At 37.4% G+C, this 21,247-nt stretch carries 14 protein-coding genes; 4 read left to right on the top strand and 10 right to left on the bottom strand.

Annotated elements, in window-relative coordinates:
- Nucleotides 1-3: 3 nt before the first annotated feature.
- The 5 genes from M0051_RS15710 to M0051_RS15690 form a co-directional block, all read right to left on the bottom strand.
- Nucleotides 4-2,385: a hypothetical protein gene (locus M0051_RS15710; protein WP_306742464.1), complete on the bottom strand. Its 2,382-nt coding sequence runs from the start codon at nt 2,383-2,385 to the stop codon at nt 4-6.
- Nucleotides 2,386-2,629: 244 nt separating this feature from the next.
- Nucleotides 2,630-4,264: a RagB/SusD family nutrient uptake outer membrane protein gene (locus M0051_RS15705; protein ID WP_306742463.1), complete on the bottom strand. Its 1,635-nt coding sequence runs from the start codon at nt 4,262-4,264 to the stop codon at nt 2,630-2,632.
- Between the two features lie 41 nt (nt 4,265-4,305).
- Entirely contained in the window at nt 4,306-7,395 is a 3,090-nt protein-coding gene (locus M0051_RS15700) for a TonB-dependent receptor (RefSeq protein ID WP_306742462.1), read from the bottom strand.
- A 273-nt stretch (nt 7,396-7,668) separates the two neighbouring features.
- Nucleotides 7,669-10,311, bottom strand: a complete 2,643-nt coding sequence (locus tag M0051_RS15695; protein ID WP_306742461.1) for a helix-turn-helix domain-containing protein — start codon at nt 10,309-10,311, stop codon at nt 7,669-7,671.
- A 569-nt stretch (nt 10,312-10,880) separates the two neighbouring features.
- Entirely contained in the window at nt 10,881-12,932 is a 2,052-nt protein-coding gene (locus M0051_RS15690) for a TonB-dependent siderophore receptor (RefSeq protein WP_306742460.1), read from the bottom strand.
- 395 nt (nt 12,933-13,327) lie between these two features.
- Between M0051_RS15690 and M0051_RS15685 the strand changes: the two genes are divergently transcribed.
- From M0051_RS15685 to M0051_RS15670, 4 genes are read left to right on the top strand one after another with little or no spacing between them, the layout of a single operon-like run.
- Nucleotides 13,328-13,585, top strand: a complete 258-nt coding sequence (locus M0051_RS15685) for a hypothetical protein (RefSeq protein ID WP_306742459.1) — start codon at nt 13,328-13,330, stop codon at nt 13,583-13,585.
- A gap of 25 nt (nt 13,586-13,610) precedes the next feature.
- Complete coding sequence (locus M0051_RS15680) at nt 13,611-13,943, top strand: hypothetical protein (RefSeq protein ID WP_306742458.1); 333 nt, start codon at nt 13,611-13,613, stop codon at nt 13,941-13,943.
- A gap of 21 nt (nt 13,944-13,964) precedes the next feature.
- On the top strand, nt 13,965-14,207 hold the full coding sequence (locus M0051_RS15675) for a hypothetical protein (protein WP_306742457.1): 243 nt from the start codon (nt 13,965-13,967) through the stop codon (nt 14,205-14,207).
- A gap of 3 nt (nt 14,208-14,210) precedes the next feature.
- Nucleotides 14,211-15,866: a hypothetical protein gene (locus M0051_RS15670; RefSeq protein WP_306742456.1), complete on the top strand. Its 1,656-nt coding sequence runs from the start codon at nt 14,211-14,213 to the stop codon at nt 15,864-15,866.
- Between the two features lie 746 nt (nt 15,867-16,612).
- On the opposite strand, the gene M0051_RS15665 is transcribed toward M0051_RS15670, so the two are convergent.
- The 5 genes from M0051_RS15665 to M0051_RS15645 form a co-directional block, all read right to left on the bottom strand.
- Entirely contained in the window at nt 16,613-16,987 is a 375-nt protein-coding gene (locus M0051_RS15665; RefSeq protein WP_306742455.1) for a hypothetical protein, read from the bottom strand.
- A gap of 49 nt (nt 16,988-17,036) precedes the next feature.
- Nucleotides 17,037-17,279, bottom strand: coding sequence for a hypothetical protein (locus tag M0051_RS15660; RefSeq protein WP_306742454.1), 243 nt, complete (start codon nt 17,277-17,279; stop codon nt 17,037-17,039).
- Nucleotides 17,280-17,363: 84 nt separating this feature from the next.
- Complete coding sequence (locus M0051_RS15655; RefSeq protein WP_306742452.1) at nt 17,364-18,692, bottom strand: DUF4302 domain-containing protein; 1,329 nt, start codon at nt 18,690-18,692, stop codon at nt 17,364-17,366.
- A gap of 21 nt (nt 18,693-18,713) precedes the next feature.
- Nucleotides 18,714-19,622, bottom strand: coding sequence for a putative zinc-binding metallopeptidase (locus M0051_RS15650; protein ID WP_306742451.1), 909 nt, complete (start codon nt 19,620-19,622; stop codon nt 18,714-18,716).
- Nucleotides 19,623-19,705: 83 nt separating this feature from the next.
- Entirely contained in the window at nt 19,706-21,217 is a 1,512-nt protein-coding gene (locus M0051_RS15645; protein WP_306742450.1) for a RagB/SusD family nutrient uptake outer membrane protein, read from the bottom strand.
- Nucleotides 21,218-21,247: the final 30 nt, after the last annotated feature.

Raw genomic sequence — 21,247 nt, 5'->3', positions numbered from 1 at the left:
CGTTTATTTGGTTAGTTCTAAGATTTGATTTTGATATGGTGTTGGGTAGGCAGAAATCCATACTTCCGGTTTGAAATCGAGATTTTCCTTGTCGAAGCCGATAACAAACACTTCAATCTCTTTTCCTTTCATGCTTTTATTTAATGGAAGGTAATAGGTGTAATTGCTATCTCTTTTAGCGTTTACAAATTCCCATGTATTGGATGGAAAAGAAACGCTTCTATCGGGACATCCCACCAGTTTACCATCTATTTTTGCAGCAGCATAGGCCCCTTCTGTTCCATGCTTCCCTTCAATAGCAATTGACAAGTAGCTCCCCTCAGGAATTTCATCCAGATTGAATTTTGCACTCCATGCCTTTTGGGCTTTTTTCCTGTTTGTATGTGCAAACAGATTGGATGCGCTCCATTTGCTTCTATCCAACATCTGTCCATCCTTCCAGGCTTCAACTTCCACAATTCGTCCTGGCTGCTCCCACAATCTGATGTAGCGAACCGATCCGTTGATATCAATTCTCATTTCTTCCCCTGCATAGTAAGTAATCGTCTTCCAGCTTTTCAGATCAGTAGAAACTTCAGCGTAATTTCCTTCATCTTTCAATAATGGTTGCAGCGAAAAATCATCGGGAACCCTAATAATTAACTGGCCGACATCAGTAATTTCACCCAAATCAAGACGAAAACATCCTCCTTCCACTTTCTGGTCGATATTGTATTTTCTGCTAGGCCAAAACCCTGTCTCGTTATCGCCATCAAACAGGTTCTTATCCCACACTCCTCTTTCTACAAAAACGGATTGATTAAAGAAAGCATCTCGAGCCTTTTGAACCTGAAGGATATTGCTTGCTCCTGATCTCTCCAGTGATCGAACCTCCAGTGCATTGTTGTCGGCCGCATAACAGGTTGCCTCGTAAAGTGCTTGTGCGTCCTGTGGAATATCAACCTCTGCTAAATCAGCCAATTTTCGGTGAGCTTCCTGCTTCAAGGCTTCTCCCTCAAATTTAAGCTTAAGCGACTTTCCTTTGAGTAATGGGGAAACTGATTTTCCATTAAGAGTTGCTGTACTGTAATTCTCAGCATTCACAAGCTGAATTTTCGAATTGGTCCCAGGCATTCCCAATAGTTTGATAAGAGTCGATTTTCCAGGAATATTTCGTACCACCTCATACTCAGCACCTATTACTCCAGGTTCATTACATGGTTTGGCTGTTGCCAAAATTAAGCATGAGCGAAATGGATCAACCTTAACTTCAACTTCACTCCCAGCCTGATAAGAGCCTAATATTTTTTCTGTAGGATGGAACTGGCGTACTTCAATTTTGCTTTCTACATTCAATCCAATCTCCTGATCTAATTGTATCTTGTAAATAATAGGCTCCCAAGTCAAATTTCTTAAGGTAAGCAACCTTGTAACCTTATCACCCCTTGACACTGCAGATTTTCCATACTTCTCTTCAGGCAATACCATTCCATGAACCAGAATTTCACCATACTTGCGATGCAGATTGTAAATTCTTGCCAGCTTCGCAAATTCCTCATCTTTCAACAACCATGGGTTGCCATAAATCTCCGGCGCCAATATCATACTACGATTAAAAGCCTGAAGAATCAAATCGTCATCCCAATAATCCAGACAGGAGGAAATACAAACCCCATGATCCTCAGTCAATCTTTTCAAACCTGGAACCAATCCTCTTTCCAATGCTCCTGCCCTGTGGTGAGGAGCTGTGGTGGTATTGGATGTAAACACATCAATATAAGTTTCCTGTCCTCCCCATAAAAAGGTTGTTGCATATGGTTTTCCTTTGTTCAATCCCAATCGGTGATTCAAAAGAATCAAGTCGGGACTGTAAGTGCGACACTCCTGCATCATCTTTATAAATGCACCTTCTTTTTCAGGACGCAATGGCCCACATACCGCATCAAATTTAAAGAGGGCAAATTCATAATCTTTACAAAGTCTTACCATCTGATTGATACGTGCCTGTTTTTCCTCTTCACTCTCTCCAAAACCATCGGGTCCTCCCCACACTCCCAGTCGGGTTCCCATGGCCTTCGCCTTTTTATACATAGGGTCAAATCCATTGGGAAACTGCTCTTTAAAGCGGTCTGAATAGATGCTTCCATAAAAGCGTTTTCCATCAATGGCTCCTGCATCAAAAGCATAAATATCCAAAATCATCCCATACTCATCCTGAAGCCATTGGAAAAATTCCAGATTAATTAAGGTATGCTCTTCAGTTGCTCCCTCGTTGGTATTGTTGATCCAGGAAAAATACTGGGCCTTTGATGGAGTTTGTTCATCAGCCCCCGGAAAGACCTTTTCCTGCCCCATTGCATTTTGAATGAGGCACCAGAAGACCATTGCTACAATTGTTCTTTTCATTTGATTATAATTTGTCTACAGTTGCCATATGAAACTTACCATTTATAAATAATCATCCTCATAAGTGAGTTATTTTCTCCTGTACGTTTCATATCAGCTTTACATTTCATGACTTGGAATCATATTCTATAATTCCCAAGTCACACTCTTTACTTGTTAAAAACCAGTTCTATTCTCTCAATCATTTTAGGGCTAAGTATTTGTTTAAACATTCCCGGAGGAATTCCTCCGGGAATAAATGGTTTTACCATCCAGGGTTTTGTTCTAAATGTGAAATATCTATTTCGGCTTGTGGAATAGGCCACAGATAGTGTTTATTGGGGTTAAAGGTGCGTTCTCCCCATGAAAGGGTCACCTCTTCCCCTGAGTTTGGATCGGTGTATGTAAGTCCATTTGGTACTCCCGGCATTACATTTTCAGCGATTTTCCATCTACGAATATCCAAAAGGCGCAAACCTTCAAAAGCTAACTCTACTCTGCGCTCACGACGCACAATTGTACGAAGTTCTTCTTTGGATTTACCAGTTGTAATCAAAGGCATATTTACATCAGGGCGCTGACGCACTTCGTTGATTGCATCATAAACTGACTGATCGATATCATCATTCTCTATTTTCGCTTCAGCATAGGTTAATAATACTTCCGCATATCGAATCAAAATAAAATGTATGGCTCCATTCCAATAATCACCATTGTCAATATCATCTTCAGAGATGTATTTCAGCCAGTTGTAGCCTGTTGCTGTCTTGTTCCATTGTCCTCCTGTTCCATCGGTCAAATCATCGCCTGCAATAATTTCTTTTCCAGGATAAGTTGCTCCCGGAATGGAATTGAAAACACCACCACGCCAGTCATGACCAGGGTAAAGAATGGAATGAGTCAAACGAGGATCACGGTTTGCGTATGGATTGTTTGCATCGAATAATGGGGATACATCAATGGTTTTACCATCAGTACATTCATAAGTATCAACCAATGATTGCAAAGGACAACCACTACTCCAACCTCCTACAGAGTTAGGCCCATAATTCTGCAAAGTGAAATTCCATTGCTTCTCGTGCATTTCCTGCAAGTCGAAAATCACCTCTGAATTATTAATCCCTTCATAGGTAAACATTTCCTGATAACTAGGATATATGGTATAAACAGTCAAATCCATAACTTCTTTGGCAGCAGCGGCTGCTTCTCCCCATTTTTCCTGGTAAAGCAAGATGCGGGCTTTTAATGATAATGCAGCACCTTTGGTTGCCCGACCAAGATTATCGCTGGAATAAGAGGTCGGTAAATCTGTTGCGGCTGCAGTAAGATCAGTAACCATCGCATCAAGAATTGTTTGCTTTGCTGTTCTTGTACTTTCAGCAGCTTCATCAGGGGTTACACTATTTGTTATAAATGGTACATCACCAAATAGATAAACCAAATCAAAATAGAAATAGGCTCTAAGAAATTTTGCTTCTGCTAATAATCGTGCCTTTTTCTCAGCATTTATGTCCGTTACACCATCAGCACCTTCAAATATTCTATTCGCTCTTTGAATTCCTCTGTATCGCTCTCTCCAACGATGTTCCACATACCAATCGTATGCCGAAGCAGTTCCGTCTGCCAGACGATATCCGGCATTCCATGAATGATGATCCAGAGCATTATCGGTTAAGTTTTCAATGCGCAACAAATCTGTCGAGTATCCATAAGTTGTTTCCCAGCTGTTAAAGCCTATTGATGCATAAACCGCATTCACCGCATAAACCAAATCTTTCTCTTGCGTAAAGAAGTTTGTTGATGATACCTGATCGCTAGGTGAACGCTCCAGGAAATCTTCGCTACAGCCCGCTAATACAAATAGTAATGCACAAGCCAGACCTATTATATTTTTTTTCATCTGTTAATATTTTTCAAGTTAAACGAATCAATAAAGCACATCTAGAAACGAAGTTGTACTCCCATTGTGTAAGTTGATACCGGAGGATAATAATTTGGTCTTCCATCGTAGGTTTCAGGATCCAATCCAGATTCCACATCTGTTATCGTGAACAGATTGGTTCCTCCAATGTAGAATCTCATCTTATCGATTTTCCATTTCTCCAAAACAGATTTAGGAAGAGAATAACCAATTTGAAGGTTCTTCAGTCTTAGGTAAGAAGCATCTCTAAGCCAGAAATCATTATACAAATAGTTGTTTTTGTTCGAAGCAGCTTCTAATCTTGGGAAGGATGCATCTGGATTATCAGGCGTCCAGCGATCCAGCACTCTTTTGGTTGTGAAAATCTCATAAGCTGGTCCTTCGTTTGGAGCTCCATAGAAATAATTTTCAGCTTTCATGACTCCTTGCATAAAGGCAGAGCAATCAAATCCTTTGTACTCCATATACAGGTTTAATCCGACGCTGTATCTTGGTATAGAAGAACCTATTACCTTGCGGTCTTCATCGTTAATTTCACCATCACCATTTTGATCTACCAATTTAATATCACCAGGCTTTAGCTGCGATTGATTTGGTTGGGTCGCATGATTGTCAATCTCTTCCTGCGTCTGGAACAAACCATCTGATTCATATCCGTAAAACGCATTCACAGATTCTCCTTCTTTCAATATGGTCCATCCGCTTATGGAAGGTTCGTTCCCTGCAAAATCTACCAACTCATTTTTCACATCAGAGATATTGAAACCTAGCGAGTAGTTAAAATCATTGATATTATTTCGGTGCGTAACAGAAAGCTCCCATCCGGTATTGCGAACTTTCCCGGCATTGGTTTCCGATGCCCCTAAACCAGTCAGGTAAGAAATTGGAAGTACCAGCAATACATCTTTAGTGTCTTTCTGATACCAGTCGGCAACAACTTCCAGCTTGTTATTGAATAAGGTCAAATCAAAGCCAAAATCAATCATTTCAGTGGTTTCCCAGGTAATATCAGTATTTGCATAGTACCACTGGGAATAACCGTTTACTTCTGTATCATTAAAATTGTATGGGAAATCGGCATAGACTGTAGAGGTAAATTTATAGTAACCAATATTCTGATTTCCTAACTGTCCCCAACTCCCTCTCAACTTTAGATTATCAACAAAGTCTAGGGAGATCATAAAATCTTCTTCAGACATTCTCCATCCTGCTGAGAAGGATGGAAAAACACCCCACTTGTTTCCTTTCGCAAAACGAGATGAACCATCGTAACGGATGTTTCCTTCCAGTAAATATTTGCCTTTGTAGGTATAGTTTACTCTTCCCAGGTAAGAAAGTAATGCCCAATCTTCCTGGTATCCTTTGTTGGTTTGACCTTCGGCATCACCAGTGTTTAGCTCCACATAATCATCGCTGTAGATATTGGTTCTTTCACCTTTAATTACGTAAGCTTTGTTTTCGGTTACATCAATACCTGTTAGTACATGGAAAGAATGATCACCAAAAGTTTTGTTATAATCCAACAAAGCTTTAAAGTTAATTTCCTGCTGATTCCAACGTCCGTCTACCAACTTACTTGGTGTCCACCTGTGAACTATTTCATCAGGATTTTCAGGATTCCTGAAATCATAGGCTGCAGTATAATTCTTATACCTGTTATTAATGCTTTTATAGGAAAGATCCGATCGCAGGGTTAATCCACTCAAGACCTCCAAATCAGCACCAATTTTCAAGTTAAGAGCCTCTTTGTTTTCTTCATTCATTCCTCCTACTTCCAAACATGCCAAAGCGTTGGTATTGTCCTTGTTTAATCCATAAACACCATTGGGATGTTTCAGTACAGTAACTGGTGAAGTACCTACAATTGCACCTATGGCACTATTCATTCTGTTTGGCCTTTCATTGTCTCTTCGGTTAAAGGAAACATCAGCTCTTACTTTGAAGTTATCTTTCACCTGAAAGTCGGTATTCAATCGAAAACCAAAGCGCTCTGATTCCACATTCTTCAACATCCCGTTCTGCTTCATGTGATTTAGAGATAATGCAATTTTAGATTTCTCATTCCCACCGCTAATTCGAACAGATTGGTTAAAAACTGGAGCGGTTTCAAAAAGCTCTTCAAACAAATTCACATATGGATAATTTATCGGATCATTTCCTTCAACCGTTTTCTGAATGTACTCCTGCGAGTATTTCGGGTTCATACCAGCATTTACCAAGGCTTCATTAACCAAGTTCAGATAATCTTCTGCGCCAACCAATTCAGGCAAGGTTGCAGGGGTTTGCCATCCATAGTATCCATTGTAATCTACTTTATATCCACCTTCTTTGCCTCGTTTCGTGGTAATAAGAATTACCCCATTGGCAGCTTTAGCACCATAAATAGATGAAGATGCAGCATCTTTTAGTATGGATACACTTTCGATATCATTTGGATTCACATCACTCATCGACATCTCAATCCCATCAACTAAAATCAATGGATGTGTACTTGCCGATAAGGATCCGATACCACGAATATTGATATTCAAGTCTTCCTCACCCGGAGCTCCACCACGATCTACAATGGTAACACCAGTTGAAACTCCCTGAAGGGCTTGTCTGGCATCCGTCATAGGTTTCTTTACCATTTCGTCTCCTTTCACGGCAGATACAGAACCGGTAAGATTGGCTTTCTTTTGGGTTCCATATCCTACCACCACTATTTCGTCTAATCCCATTACATCCTCTTCAAGCGTTACATTAATGGTAGTTTGATTTGCCACTGCAAGCTCCTGATTGAGATACCCAATGAAAGTGAATACAAGCACTGCATCCTCCGATACATTCAGTTTGTAGTTCCCATCAAAATCAGTAATTGTTCCTGTTGTAGTTCCTTTTATAAGGATGTTTACGCCAATTAGAGCCTCACCATTCTTATCTACCACCTTTCCTTCCACCAGTTTTTCCTGATTTTGCTCTGCAACTAGAACTGCTTCTTCATAACTGGATGAAGCAAATGCCGGAGTGACCGTAAGTAATGATGCACTACAACACAAGCCTGCAATCCATGAAAAACTTTTCTTTAGCAAAGTGCCTTGCCTTGCTAAACTTCCTGTGATTTCTTTCATAAATTTTTGGTTAGATTAAATATTAATACAATTGTTTTTCACAAGGGAAGGTGGGAGCATCCCTGGAATATTAAGCTTGTAAATTTCATTCTACCTGAACGATTCAAACAAGCAGTAAAGTCAAACTTTGACTTGTCCAAAACAACTGAAAACAGGGCATTACAGCTTGTAAAAGCTGACCAAAAATCTGTACGGAATGACCATTTTGGCTTAAAATCAAAGGATTTTAAGCAAGAGGAATTCAAAAATGAAAAATTAGATAAATTCAGCGCACTAAAGTGCTTTTTCGGGTGCACAGCAAAGCGTGTTGTAATGCTCTTTATATTCCGATGGGGCGATGCCAAACTGTTGTTTAAAGCAACGAGTAAAATAAGAAGGCGAATTGAATCCCACCTCGTAGGCGATTTCGTTGACACTTTGTTTCGCCTCAATTAATAATTGTGCAGATTTTCTCAAACGAACGAAACGAATCAATTCATTGGGCGACAAATCAGTAAATTTCTTCAACTTGCGGTAGAAGTTCGATTTGCTCATTTGTATTGCCAGATAAAGCTCATTCACACCAAAAGAATTATCCGAAAGATTCTCTTCAATAACGATTAGAGCCCTTTGCATGAACTCATCCTGAGTCCATTCCCTGTAAACTTTATCTTCCGGTGTTTCAGGCTGTTCTTTTTCCTCAACTATTGAAGCCAAGTCTGCTTTTCTTCCCTTCCAATACCAGAAAACAATACCTGCCAATGCAATCAGAATAATTCCCCACAGGCTTAGCGTAGCATTCAGGGAACGCTTGATCTGGAAATGGAATGATTTAAACTTGTCATTCATGATTCCATCTGCATTGATTGCGGCAATATCCAATTGATATGAACCTCTGTCCAGATGGGAAAAATCCAATACAGCCTTGTCTCCAGGCAAGTAATTCCAACTTGAATCGGGATGAAAGAACCGATAAGCGAGTCCATTTTCCTCTTGATGATTATAGGAGAAGTTGTAGACATTAAATATGGATGCTTCTTCTTTTTTTCCCTGCTCTACTTCAAACATTGGTTTGGGAAGATAACTGCATGCCTGCGGATTAATTGAAACCACTCCATCGTTACTTCCCCAATAAAATTCACCTTCCAGACCTTCCAATAACTTAGCATGGTTAAAACTATTCGCTTTTGATCCTCCTGTGATTTGATAACTCGCAAAAAGTTTAGATTGCGGATCGAATCGATAAATACCCATTCGGGATCCTAACCAAAAATACCCATCTTTATCCCTTCGTATAGAGGTAAACTCAATCACCTTCTTTGCTGGATTGTAAAATAAAGGCTTTGCATTCACATTTGGTAAAAATGCCACTCCTTTGCCTGTAGCAAGCCAAACTTCACCATTATTACCAATATGAAAATCTGAAACTTCAGTCCCAAACTCCAATTTTTGTTGATTGAAATAAAGTTCCATTCTATAGGATAGAATCCACTGATTATCCAAGGAATCGAGGGCAAAATTAATGGAAGATACTGAATCTAACTTCGAAAAGTTATTATTATCAAATCCGTATACAAATGTCCCTTTAGAAGAACAGATATATAATTTTTCATTATAGTGCTTTAAGGCATAGATGTAGTCATTTTTTGCCAGGCCTGCTTCTTTGGAGAACAATTGTCCTGATGCAACGACCTGTGTATTTTCACCTGCTACTACCGATGCGGTAATGATACCCATATGTCTTGTTCCCACATAGAGCTTGTCTTTGTGTTGCAAGATGGCTTCTACATACAAATCATTCAAATTCCCGGGAAAAATAGGCGTCGGTGTTAAGCACTGCTTTTCCCGATCCAGATAGTACAAGCCTTTGCCTGAAGTTCCTACCCAAACTCTCCCCTTCTCATTCTGAAAGAGTGCATTGATATAACCTGCTTCAGGCTCACGATCCTGAATATCACTTTCGTATTTTTTGTAGGTTATCTTTTTTCTATCTATTCTATCCAGTCCTGCTCGATTGGTGCCTATCCATACTGATCCGGAATGATCCTTAAACAGCACATTAATTTGAGCATCGTAAAAGTCATTGAAAATCTCATTGTCCCTGTTAATGTAATCCTTTAAGGTATACCTATCTCCTTCTTTGTATATCTGTTGAATGAATTCACCAAAAGTTCCCAAAAGTATTTCATTGTGTTGTGAGATATTCATAGAGGAAAAGGAGCCTTCTATTACAGGTACCAGCTTTTCTTCTTGCATCATCCATAGCGCATTTTCGGTAAGTATTACAGGCTCTCCCTCTTTCAAAAATGAAATCGCCTTCACAGATTCATGTTGAAGTTCCGGATAGCTTTTATTTAGTACCAATAAGGAATCCGAATTCAATTCTGCTTGCCAAACTCCGCTCCCTGCGGTTCCCAACAGTAAATCCCCATTAGGAAAAAGCTGTTTGCAAGTAATCGAATGATCAAATCGTTTCATGCCAATCCTGTTCTGATCATCCCATTCATAAATTCCTGATTTTGTACTGAGATAACTCCGGTTATGAATTTTAAATAGAGCGGTAAGCATTGAAAAATCTCCGGGGATATCAATTTTCTGATACTCCTTGTTTGAGATTGAAAATAAATAGCTGCCATTACTTGTTCCCAAGAGGAGTTGATCTTTACTAAGTTGATCGATTAGAGTAATGGGATATCCCATTTCAGAATCTGTCATTGGATAGGAAGAAAATACAAGTCCATTATAAGAACTTAATCCTTCTAAAGTTCCAAACCACATTCCTCCAGTCGAATCCTGGAAAATAGAATAGATGGTGTTGTTGACAATACCATGTTCGGTAGTAAATTTGCTTAACTTTTGAAAATAATTTGTCGCCTGAAGTTGAAAACTACAGACTATAGGTAAAATAAAAAAACAAGTTAAAATACTTCTAAGCATCCCAATTTTTTCCTAAAATTCAAAGATAGAAAAAACAAGAGTGGCACCCAATCTCCCACATTGTTTATACCACTCTTGCAACGCATCTAAATTTAAAAAATTTGACTCTTTTACTTCCAGTTTCAAATGCACATAGGCCAAAATCAACTAGTAATATCTGATCAAAGTATAAAATCGAGACTACCAATCCCAATCTTAACACTTGCGTAAAACAAGCAAAAACAAAGGTTTTCCACTTGCACAATATGACCAAAAAAAAGTATTAACTGACCAAATGATTACATTATTGATAGAAAACTCATGTTATTATCTTATCACGCTATTTTGATTCACAAAACCGACTTACTCTTCTTTCTCAAAGTACATTTTCCTATTAAGTAAATACCGTATTTATGCTGTCTTTGCCATTGCTTCATGAAATGATGGTAAGTCCAAAGCAATGCCTTGAATCTACTTGTTAAACTTTTATTGCTAACTCATCTAACAGCACGTTGAATATGAGGACAAAAAAAATCCCCCTTAAAAGGAGGATTTACCTGTAAATTAATGTGGATTACAAAAATAATATCTTAATTGAATTTCAGTTTGTAATGTAGTCCGAATATAAACCAACGACCAGGTTGCTGTAGGTTACCTATATCATTGTATTTTTCATCCAACAGATTGGTTATACTTGAATATAATTTCAAATTCTTGTGCTGCCATTGCAATTTTAAATTCAGCAACCAGAAAGGATCGTAAGCCACTTCGCCAGTGTATTCACCATTCTCGAAATTCATATAGCTGCCATTTCGGTCCTGGTAACTCAATTGCCAATTGGCCGACAGCTTATTCCATATGCCATGATTCACCGTTAAATCGAATTTATGCTTCAGGTTATCCAATACATAGTTGGAAAAATACTCATCACTTCCCTTATCCAGTTTAATGTAAGAGTAATTCAGCTTCACTTTTTTAAGGAAGATCGATTTCCCAAATAATCTCTCTGGTGAAATATCAAGTCCGGTCTCAATTCCAAATGAGTTTACCTCTATTAGATTTTGTGTTTTCCACTTCTCTTCCTCATTTTCTCTTACCCAATCGATTAAATCCTTACCATTTCGGTAAAAAGTATTGATATGTGTTTTTAAGCTTTTGTTATTGAATTTAAAACCTCCTTCGAAAGTCAATGACTTTTCTGGCTTTAAATCGGGATTACCGATATTGCTAGGACCATTGTAGTACAAATCGGTAAATGTAGGCATGCGCATAGAAGAGTTTACCGACGAGTAAACTTTCAAATCATCGCTAATCTGATAAGCCACATCAATACCTGGATAAACCTTCCAATCAAAATCCAGATCGGATATCCAGTTGAACATGGCTCCTACCGAGATACTCCACTTGTTTAGGTATAAGGAATGCTCGGCAAAATAGGAAATATGTGATCTGGAGTGAGATCGGGTAAAATACTGACCACTTTCTCCTGGAACTTTAATGGGCTCATCCATTTCTTCTCCCAACACATTGCTCCAAATGTTTTCTGATCGAAATTCAGCTCCAAAGGAAGTTTTTCCCAAACTGGAACTGAACCATGTATTTAAACCTGCCCCTAATACATCGGTTAGGTGATAGTTGTGTGTGGTATACCAACTTGCCGGATTATCGCGAAACAATTCGAAACGATCCTGATGACGGCGCCAGTATAATGAAGGTTTAAAGTGTAGTTTCTTTCCTGTTTCGTATTGCAGGGATGCAAATGTTGTTTTGGTTTTTTCGTACTGATTTGGAAATTTGGGCGTATAGAAACTATTGGCTCCAAATCCTTTTTGTGTGTAGCCCAATTGCACATCCAACTTTCCAGGATCACTTTCAAGCTGTGTATGGTAAAAAATGTTATGCGTTTCGAAATCGGTATTGTCTATGTATCCATCGGAAGATTTTCGATTTGCAGCTACAAAATGTTGTAGTTTTCCGGTACTAAACGCATAGTTTGCATTCAAATCCGACAAATTGTAATCTCCATAAACAAGATCAACATTCAATTCATGATTCTTATTTTCTCCGGTAATGATATTAATGGCTCCCGAAAATGCATTTGGGCCATATACACGTGCTGCAGGTCCTTGCAGGATTTCCACTCTTGAAATGTTTTTTAAACTTACCGGAAGATTGAAGTTGTGATGTCCGGTTTGTGGATCGGAGATATTGATGCCATTTAAAAGAATTAAGGTTTGATCGAAGGAACCTCCACGAACCGAAATATCGGCCTGAACACCATGAACACCTCTTTGTCTGACATCAACACTAAGAGCATATTCCAATAGTTCCTGAATACTCTGCACAGGGGCAGCCTCAATTTCCTCTCTCTCGATTACGGATACAATCCGCGCCACCTGCGAGTAGGTAACAGGCGATCTTTGGGCACTGACTTTGATCTCATCAAGGTCGTACTGCATGCTTACCTCCGATGACTGGTTTTGAGCAAAAACAATTTCAGGACTGATAACAATTAAGTAAGCCACAAGTAGAACTGTAATTTTCACCTGCTTGCTAATTGCCTGAAATAAAGAATAGTTTTTACCACCCCAGCGTCGGAATGTTAACGTGCGAGCCCATTGGCTTTGTTTTAATACTTTCATTTACTTTTTATAATAAGGATGGCAAAAATAGAAATAAAAATAATCTTCACAGCCTAAACTAACTTTTATTTAGTCTACATTAAGTCTTTTACTTTCACTCCAGAGAATTGTAATGATTCACAAAACTATTAAGCAAAATTAAAAGTAACCATTTATTCTATTGTAAGCCTGTCTCCCGCATCACACCTTAATACCTCGTTATAAGGCTCTTTTATGTATTACATCTCTCCTAACATGAATTAAGTTAAAATTATTTTTGTCTTTTGTATTTTTAGTTGTAACTTTTTATGAAAATTAATTGATTACTCTTGAGTTTTATTGAATTGAACAAGAGAGTAATTAAAAGCTATTACAATAATCGACTCATTAAATTTACTTAAGCGTTATATCTTAGTATGTCAGAATTTAAAAAGGCTGTTAAGGAACTGATACAAGACCTCAACAGCAACGAAGTAGCTATCATTGAAAAAAGTGATTTTGATAGTTCATCCGCAAAGCTTCTATCCTATGGGAAGGTTGAATTAGGTGGTGATGCCGTTCAGGTATTATCGAAAGAAAATCAACAATTCACACAACTACACAACGAATTATTGATCTGTTCAAGTAAAAACCGCAAAGCAGTTTGGGATTTTATCAGCAGATCGCTCCTATAATATTACTAATTAAACACAAACTATTATGAGTATCAATGTAGAGCCTATAAAAAAGGCAATTAATGATGTCGCAACCCTTGAAGTTGCAACTTTAACCAATGCAAATGATAACAAATTTGATCTTACCAAGGGATCAAATGAAAATGTATTCGAAGCCATTCGAAAAAACCTTGCTCAATCTGATTTGGTAGCCTATACGCGCTTTGAACTGGATGGAGATGCTGTAAATTTTGTAAACAGCAAAGAAGAACTTACTGCTCTGGTAGAAGATCATAGTATCCTGGTTGATTCTGCCCTGGAAACCCGCAAAACTCTTTTCAATACCATTTACAATACGCTTAAAGATGTAATCAAATAATAAGTTTTATCATCTGAAACTGTGAAACAAAAAGTCAAGTATATTTTCTGTACCCTTAAGATTAATCTTAAGGAAAACTCTTTTCAAGCTTCAAGCATCTGGGACGAATTAAAGGCACAAAATGCCCAAGAAATTAATCCTTATTTAGAAGCCAATGAAGATCAGGATTCTGATGCATCAGGGTATGGAAAATATACTGTTAGTATTCAAAAGCAATTTGTGAATTTTCTACAATTCATGAGAAAGAAGCTGAATAAATCCTAGATCATGTCTATACAAGAAATTTTTAAGAATGAGTTTTTGAAACCTGAAACAGAGGTAAATTTCACTGCCATTCATAAGCTAGAGTGTGAGGAAGTTCTGGATAATTTGGGTTACATTGAACTCGATCGCAACAGTGGAAAACAAACTGCCAGCTTTGAGCAATTAGAGGAAGGCATTTCTTTATTCAGACAAGAATATGAATTGTACAAGCAGGATTTCCATAAAGGTATAGATCGTTTTGGCACATTTAAAAGCCAATTGCTTTCTGAAGAGGAACTTGACTTTCTGCATGAAATATCCTCTTTGGAAGGTGAATTTGAACTTCATCATTACCCAATAAAAAAAATTAGTCAAAACCCTATTCTATCCAGAATTCTTAACTGGCGATTGGGAATTCTTTCCATATTCAATAAAAGTATAACCAATCAATTATCCGATGATCTCACAAAGCATCTTAACCTATTAGGATCATGGTGTAACATTTCAGATCATGAACAAATCATTGAACTATTGGGTAATATAGAGAATCTTTCCTTGGCAATTGCAAAACAAGATTTCTACCCTAACTCTGACTATCGACACCTTATCTATTTTAAAAACTCTTACAAAAAATTAAAGGATCAAGGTGTTAGGTTTACAAGTAACAAAAAAAGATTCGAATCAAGGTTGTCATTTATTCCACAAGAGAGCCAAAACACTTTAAACTTGGTTCAAAAAAAGAAAGTTGCATTCGATAGCTTTCAAAACGATCAATTGCATCAGCTTATGACTCGTTTGGTACAAATTAGATTGTGGTTATTGGGTAATTATCAAGGCAAGCTCGATAATGATCTTGGTCCTTTAAGCATTACTGGTATTCATTCTCTTATTTCTTATATACACGAAAGCTATGGTGGAAAGCAAGGGTATAAAATGAGTGATTTGCTAATGCGCTTGGGAAACGACAGATGGGTTTTAAATGTTAACTATCTGTTTAAAGCACTGCTTCCTGTACTTGTCAGGATGGAAAGTGATAAGAAAATGGAAACCATATCAGAGGAATTTAGCACCATTATTAATCAACTGGAAGACGAAGAAGATAAAAAAGAGGTATTAAAAGTGATTGATCAGCAAATAAAAGCTGAATTTGAATCTCCTTCGAATCGAAAATCCAAAACAAGAGGAGGTAAAAGATTACTTCGTTCCATTGGTCGATTTTTCAAACGCATTAGTAATTTTATAAAAGATGGCATTAAATGGGTTATACAATCGATAAAAAACCTGTTTAAATGGTTTAAAAATGGAATTAAGATCTTAGTACGAGAGTTAAAAAAGGCATTTCATATGGCCAAAACAGCATTATCCTTTTTCTTTTCAAAAAGGATTGTAAAAACCCAAAATACCAACAGCCAACTGATCACCGATTACGATTTTAACTTCGACAGTTTAACCACAGTTATTGGAACAGACAAGGAATTAATTGAGGAACACATCCGCAAAAACAGGTGGATTACCAATGCACTTAAAGAAGTATCTGAATTTTTAGGTGAGGTTATTTCCATTGCCATTAAAATTGCAAAAGGACCTATGGGTTGGATTCAGCTTGGTATAGAAGTCATAAAGTATCTGGTTGACAACAAGTTTAAATACAATAGGTTGTCTCTTGATTTGGATCATTAGTTGAGTTCAGAAATGCTGAAATTAACTGGAAAAATTCAAATAAAAAGGAAAGAGCGATTTCATCAAACACATCTAATCTCTTACACACTCATTCTAAACACCTATTAATGAAATCGCTCTAATGAAGACTAACCCTAATTTTACACACATATAAATAGCCTTCGTTGCAAAGAATTAATAAGTTACAAATTTTAAGGCTAAAATGCTAATGCAAACTTGATGTCTGAATACATCAAGAAAATTTAGCTCTTACTAGAATAATGTGTGCTTTTTACCCATACAAAGAGATAATGTAGCATATCCTCTCTGCATTTATTGAAATAAATTTAATATGATTTAAGTGCTTATTAAGGACATTTTATTGGGAAATGCCATGTACAGCTGGTAAGTTTTGAAATGAGAACCAGTTGAATTATTGCATTCAGATAATTCTCTGTATCACCGCGAATTACAATCTTGATGGTCTTTTTGAACAAACTCAAGGAGCATTTAGTACTTCTTGAGATGATATATAAAATAATAGTTAGATTTGTGAGAATGTGAGAGGGCTTTCCCATCGGTTTTTTTAAGGATGTGTATGAATATTGGAGAAAGCCCTCTAACCACCCACTAAAACAACATCTAAAAGTAAATTTTTCATCCTACAAGAAAGAATACAGTCTACTTCTTTTCATTACTTTCGATCATATTTCCGAAGATCTATTTTTTTTTACATAACGTAACACCCTATATCTAATCTACTGGAATTAATCTGTTAGGAAAGAGTTTAGTTCCTCTTTGGAGCGAAACATCTCTATTTTACCGCTAGGAATTTTAACATTACAATACTTATTTCTTTCCTCTCCATCAATCACGATTAATATTTCAGTTACTCCTGAATTTATAAGAGGTCTAAAAAAGCACCTACTCATAAAATTTGTAAGCTCTTCATTGGGAAATAGATTAGAATCATGAAAATTCAATACCACAAATTTAGGCTGAAGGCATTCAACCAGCTCAACCAAATGACAGAAGTTTAAGATATAATCCTCTAAATTTCGGTAAGTTTCTTTGCATATAATGTGTTCAATGGAACTTCGTCCATTTATCCATTTGTATTGTATCTTTTTATATCTTTTCAATTAAAAATTTAGTTTGTGTTGACTACCAATAAAATCAACATGTAAGTAATTATCCTCTGGCATCAGTTTTCTGCCCAATTTCTCGTCTTCCTTTTTTGTTTAAACGCTTAAATTGCAAATATTGAAATACTAAACCGCCAATTAAATAAATAGGAAGGGTATACAATTGTTTCCATGTTATCAGCTCATCACTGGTTTCAACCACAAACATCGTAACGCCAACAAACATAATCACTCCCCAGATCAACCCAGGGTATATCCAGGTTTTTAATCCGAAACTTGTGTCGAACATTTTTATTTTTTAATGTGATTAATAATACCCCCTCCGCTTGTAATAGGATTAAATACATAAGCGGAAGGGTATTCAAAAGTCTAATTAATCTTCGTCATCATCATAAGTTAATCCAAAGCACATGTACATCTCTGGATCCTCATTACTTACCAGGTAATAAGATGACCCATACTCCTTTAATTCAACAGGAACAATAGTCCATCCCTTAGGGCTTGCCACTATATCTTTAATAGCCTGACCTTTCTCAGTAGACATTAATCCTTCAATATATTCCAGATCATCAAATGGTGCAGACCAACCTGTTTCATAACCAAGAAATTCCATCTCAACAACATCCTCAGTTTTCTTGTTATAGTTAACTTTAAACTTAAGAGAATTCCAATCTTCAAAATTTAAATTGGATGTACAAGGAAACCAGGAAGCCACATAGGTAGATGTAGAAAAATAACTGAATGCCGCATCAGGATAAACACCATCAATCAAATTGGCTAATTTAGGACTAACAATTTTTGCATCACCACCAAATGTTTTGGGGCCAAAAAACTTATCGGTCATCCCATCAAAGTGAGCAGGACAATCTGCTTCATACTTAAATACACCTATGACACCAGCATCCGTTACATCGAACTGATTTTTTGCTTCATCATATTTAAAAGATCTAGCACCAATACCGTTCAACACTACTGGATGATGAAATTCAAAACCTTCATGAGTAAAGTTGATTGGCATCAGCTCGTGCTTTACTTCTCCATTATCTACATAGTTAAGAAAAGCAATAAGCTTATCTCCGCTATATACCATATTTACTTTGGTATCCCAACCTTCAACAGATAAGTTGAAGTAAAAAGGTACCACTACCTGTTCATTAGCTCTCTCAAGATGTTTAGTGTGCTTGGCGTATTCTCTTAGTTGAGCAGGTGTTTCCGCTGTAGCTTTAACCAATACCATTGGATCTCCACTTACTCTCTCTGCAAGATACAGGGTATCTCCATCAGCTGATTTCTTGTTCATGCTAAACTCCAGTTCACCACCAAATCCTTTTCCTGGTTCTCCAATTTCCGGATCAGTCATCTTTGAAAATTTGCTATAGGTGTCGAAAATCAAAACTGGCTTTTCAAACATCTTTACTGAATATTCCGATTCATCAGGGAAATCTGAAAAATCCCAATTCATATTTACGGTACCTGTCTCATCAAATTTAAAATGAAAGGCAAATGATCCTAATTTTGTTGGATTAGGATAGTAATGGGTAAGCCATCCATGTTCTGATGAGGTTAAAGCATCTTTAAACTCATTAACAGCTATAGCAGCCCTTTCGTCTGGCGCAAGCTCAAACTCACTTTCAAAATCGTTGTCACATGCCGTAAACAAAACAAGCATGGAACATATTATATTTATATATCTTTTTTTCATAACACTCTTGTTTTCTATGAATTAATTACTCAACCCGTCCAAAACTACGGCAATATCAGCCTGCAGTTTATAGATATCAATCTTCCAAATCTGCAACATGTAATCCGCAATCATTTTCTCTTTCTCACGGATCTTAGCTCTGGCTAATTTCGATGCATCTTCATCTGTATAATAGTTTTCATCGTATACTTTGATCTTATCAATCAACTCATTCCAATCCTCGTTACTGCGGGTTAGGAATTCTGATAACATCTCCACAAAATCTTCATCAGGGTTTAACAGAGAATAAGCTGTAATAAATCCCATTCCTCTTGCTTCAGAATTACTAAAATTCATCCAGTTAGATGTATAACCTGTAGTTAGTTTCTTGTATTCCACAGGATAAGCTATTGTCTGATGAAGAATATGACCAAACTCGTGGTGCATGGTTTTAAAAACGCGAAGAATAGGTTCCATTGCACTACGTTTCTCCCACCTGTTTAAGCCTGACAAATCAAAGTCAATGTAGTTCAAGTCGAAAATGGTGATCTTTCTTCCCCCTTCGGCCTGACCCAATACGATACCCCCATTATCTTCATAATTGTGGCTTCCTACCAATACCATCTGCTTGGGAATATAAGCTCTCATAAAATCTTCTCCCCCATTCTTTGCATAAGGATCGACCCAAATTTCCTTCATTTTTTCAAGGAAAGGAATCACACGCTCCAACTCAGTAGGTGTTAGAATTTTTGTGTTGTCCAACTCTGAATTGTCCCACTTGTATTTCACTTCTACATTATAGGGATAGGTATAATTTTCTCTGATCCATTCATCCACTTCGTTCAGTTCTGGCGTAGAGGTATCAATTAATGATTCTCCCAAATCATCATCACTGCTACACGCCCCTAAAAACAGGAGTCCCAGCATTAGAAAACATATATATTTTTTCATCTCTTAAATTTTATTTTATTAATCATTCTCCTTTTTAGTTCCAATAACTCCGTAAGGAGAAAATAACTCATTTCTTTCCTTGTTTATCTAGGGTTTGCTTGCAAACCAATAGCGATCGCTTGTTCAGGAATTTGAATCACTCTGCGATTATCATCCTTCGGTAAGGTAATCGAGCCACCATCAATAATATCATGAGTAATTTCAAAATTGAATCGCTTCACATCGAACCATCTGATTCCTTCATGAACAAACTCACGACGACGCAAATCCAACAAATACCATAAGTAGTATTTCTGTCCCTCTTCAACTGTGTAGTAAGGAGCCAATTCAGGTCCATCAGCCATTTCATATTCCTTCTGTATTTTCTCCAAATCAACTTTGTTTTCCGGATTATATGATCTAACCCTTTTTTGAAGATAGCTGTCCAAATCCGTTAATACAGCAGCATAATCTTTTTTCATCAGGTAGGCTTCAGCCCTGTTAAACAGAACTTCTTCTGTGGTAAAAAGCGGTGCAACCATATTAGCATATCCCTGATCAGGATTGTTGTCATGACTTTCAATTCTGCCTTTAAATTTCGGGATAAATCCTAGCTGCTGTGAACTCGCGGCATACAAAACTTTGTCGCCAATCGTCATTTCGAAACGCATTTCATCTGTGATTGGGTCTTTCCCAAACAACTCACCAATCTTAGGAGCCGAAAGAGAATAGCGGAATACAACAGCACCATTCCCCCAATTGGTATAACCTCTGGCCAACATGATATTAGAAGCTTCTTCAGCCTTTGTATACTGCGCCCAAAGTTCACTTGCTTCATAGGTAAGATATTTTCCGTTCCAGTCTCTCAATTTACTTGATGGATCACTACCCAGAACAATATCTGAATGCTCAATTACTTTATCCCAGTCGCCTTTGAACAAATAGAAACGTGATGCAAATGCATGAAGCGCCGCCTGTGTAAAGTGATATTTACCAACAGCATAACTATCATCTCTAATCAGCTTGGCTGCTTCCTCAATATCAGTCTCAATTTTGTCATATACCTCTTTTACTGAAGCTCTTTTGTAATCTTTAAATACTACTTTCTCTGGTTCTTCAACAAAAGGCACTCCCAAATCGCTCTCTGCAGTAGCAGGATTGTAGTGCTTTCCAAACAAATTCACCAACATAAAATGTGCATAGGCACGTGCTGCCAGGGCCTCTCCCTTTTGGGCGGTATAATTTTCTTTATCCGAAACCTTTTCAATCGCATCTAAAGCGTGATTGGCTGCAGCAATTGCAGCATAACAAGCATTCCAATAAAAGGTAGGCGTATCGTACGAATCGGAAGCTGTATCCTCCCAGTAGTAAGCATCTCCATTGGGTATATATTCTGCAACATATTGTCCAACTCCCTTATCTCCTGCATTATCAGACATTACTTCAGCAAATCCATGATAGAAAGCTTCAGGGTAAGCTGATACCAACAATTCGCTCACCGCTTCAGGTGAATCCAAAACAGTCCTGTTATCAGGTGTTTCATCTAAGTAGTCATTACATGAAGACAACATGGTCATCCCCAAAAAGACTAAGGCTATATTTTTAATTTTCTTCATTGTCTTATTTTTTATCGATCTTCTTCACTA

It is taken from the genome of Marinifilum sp. D714 (assembly GCF_030851345.1).
GTDB lineage: Bacteria > Bacteroidota > Bacteroidia > Bacteroidales > Marinifilaceae > Marinifilum.
This window is presented reverse-complemented; position numbering and strand designations above follow the sequence as displayed.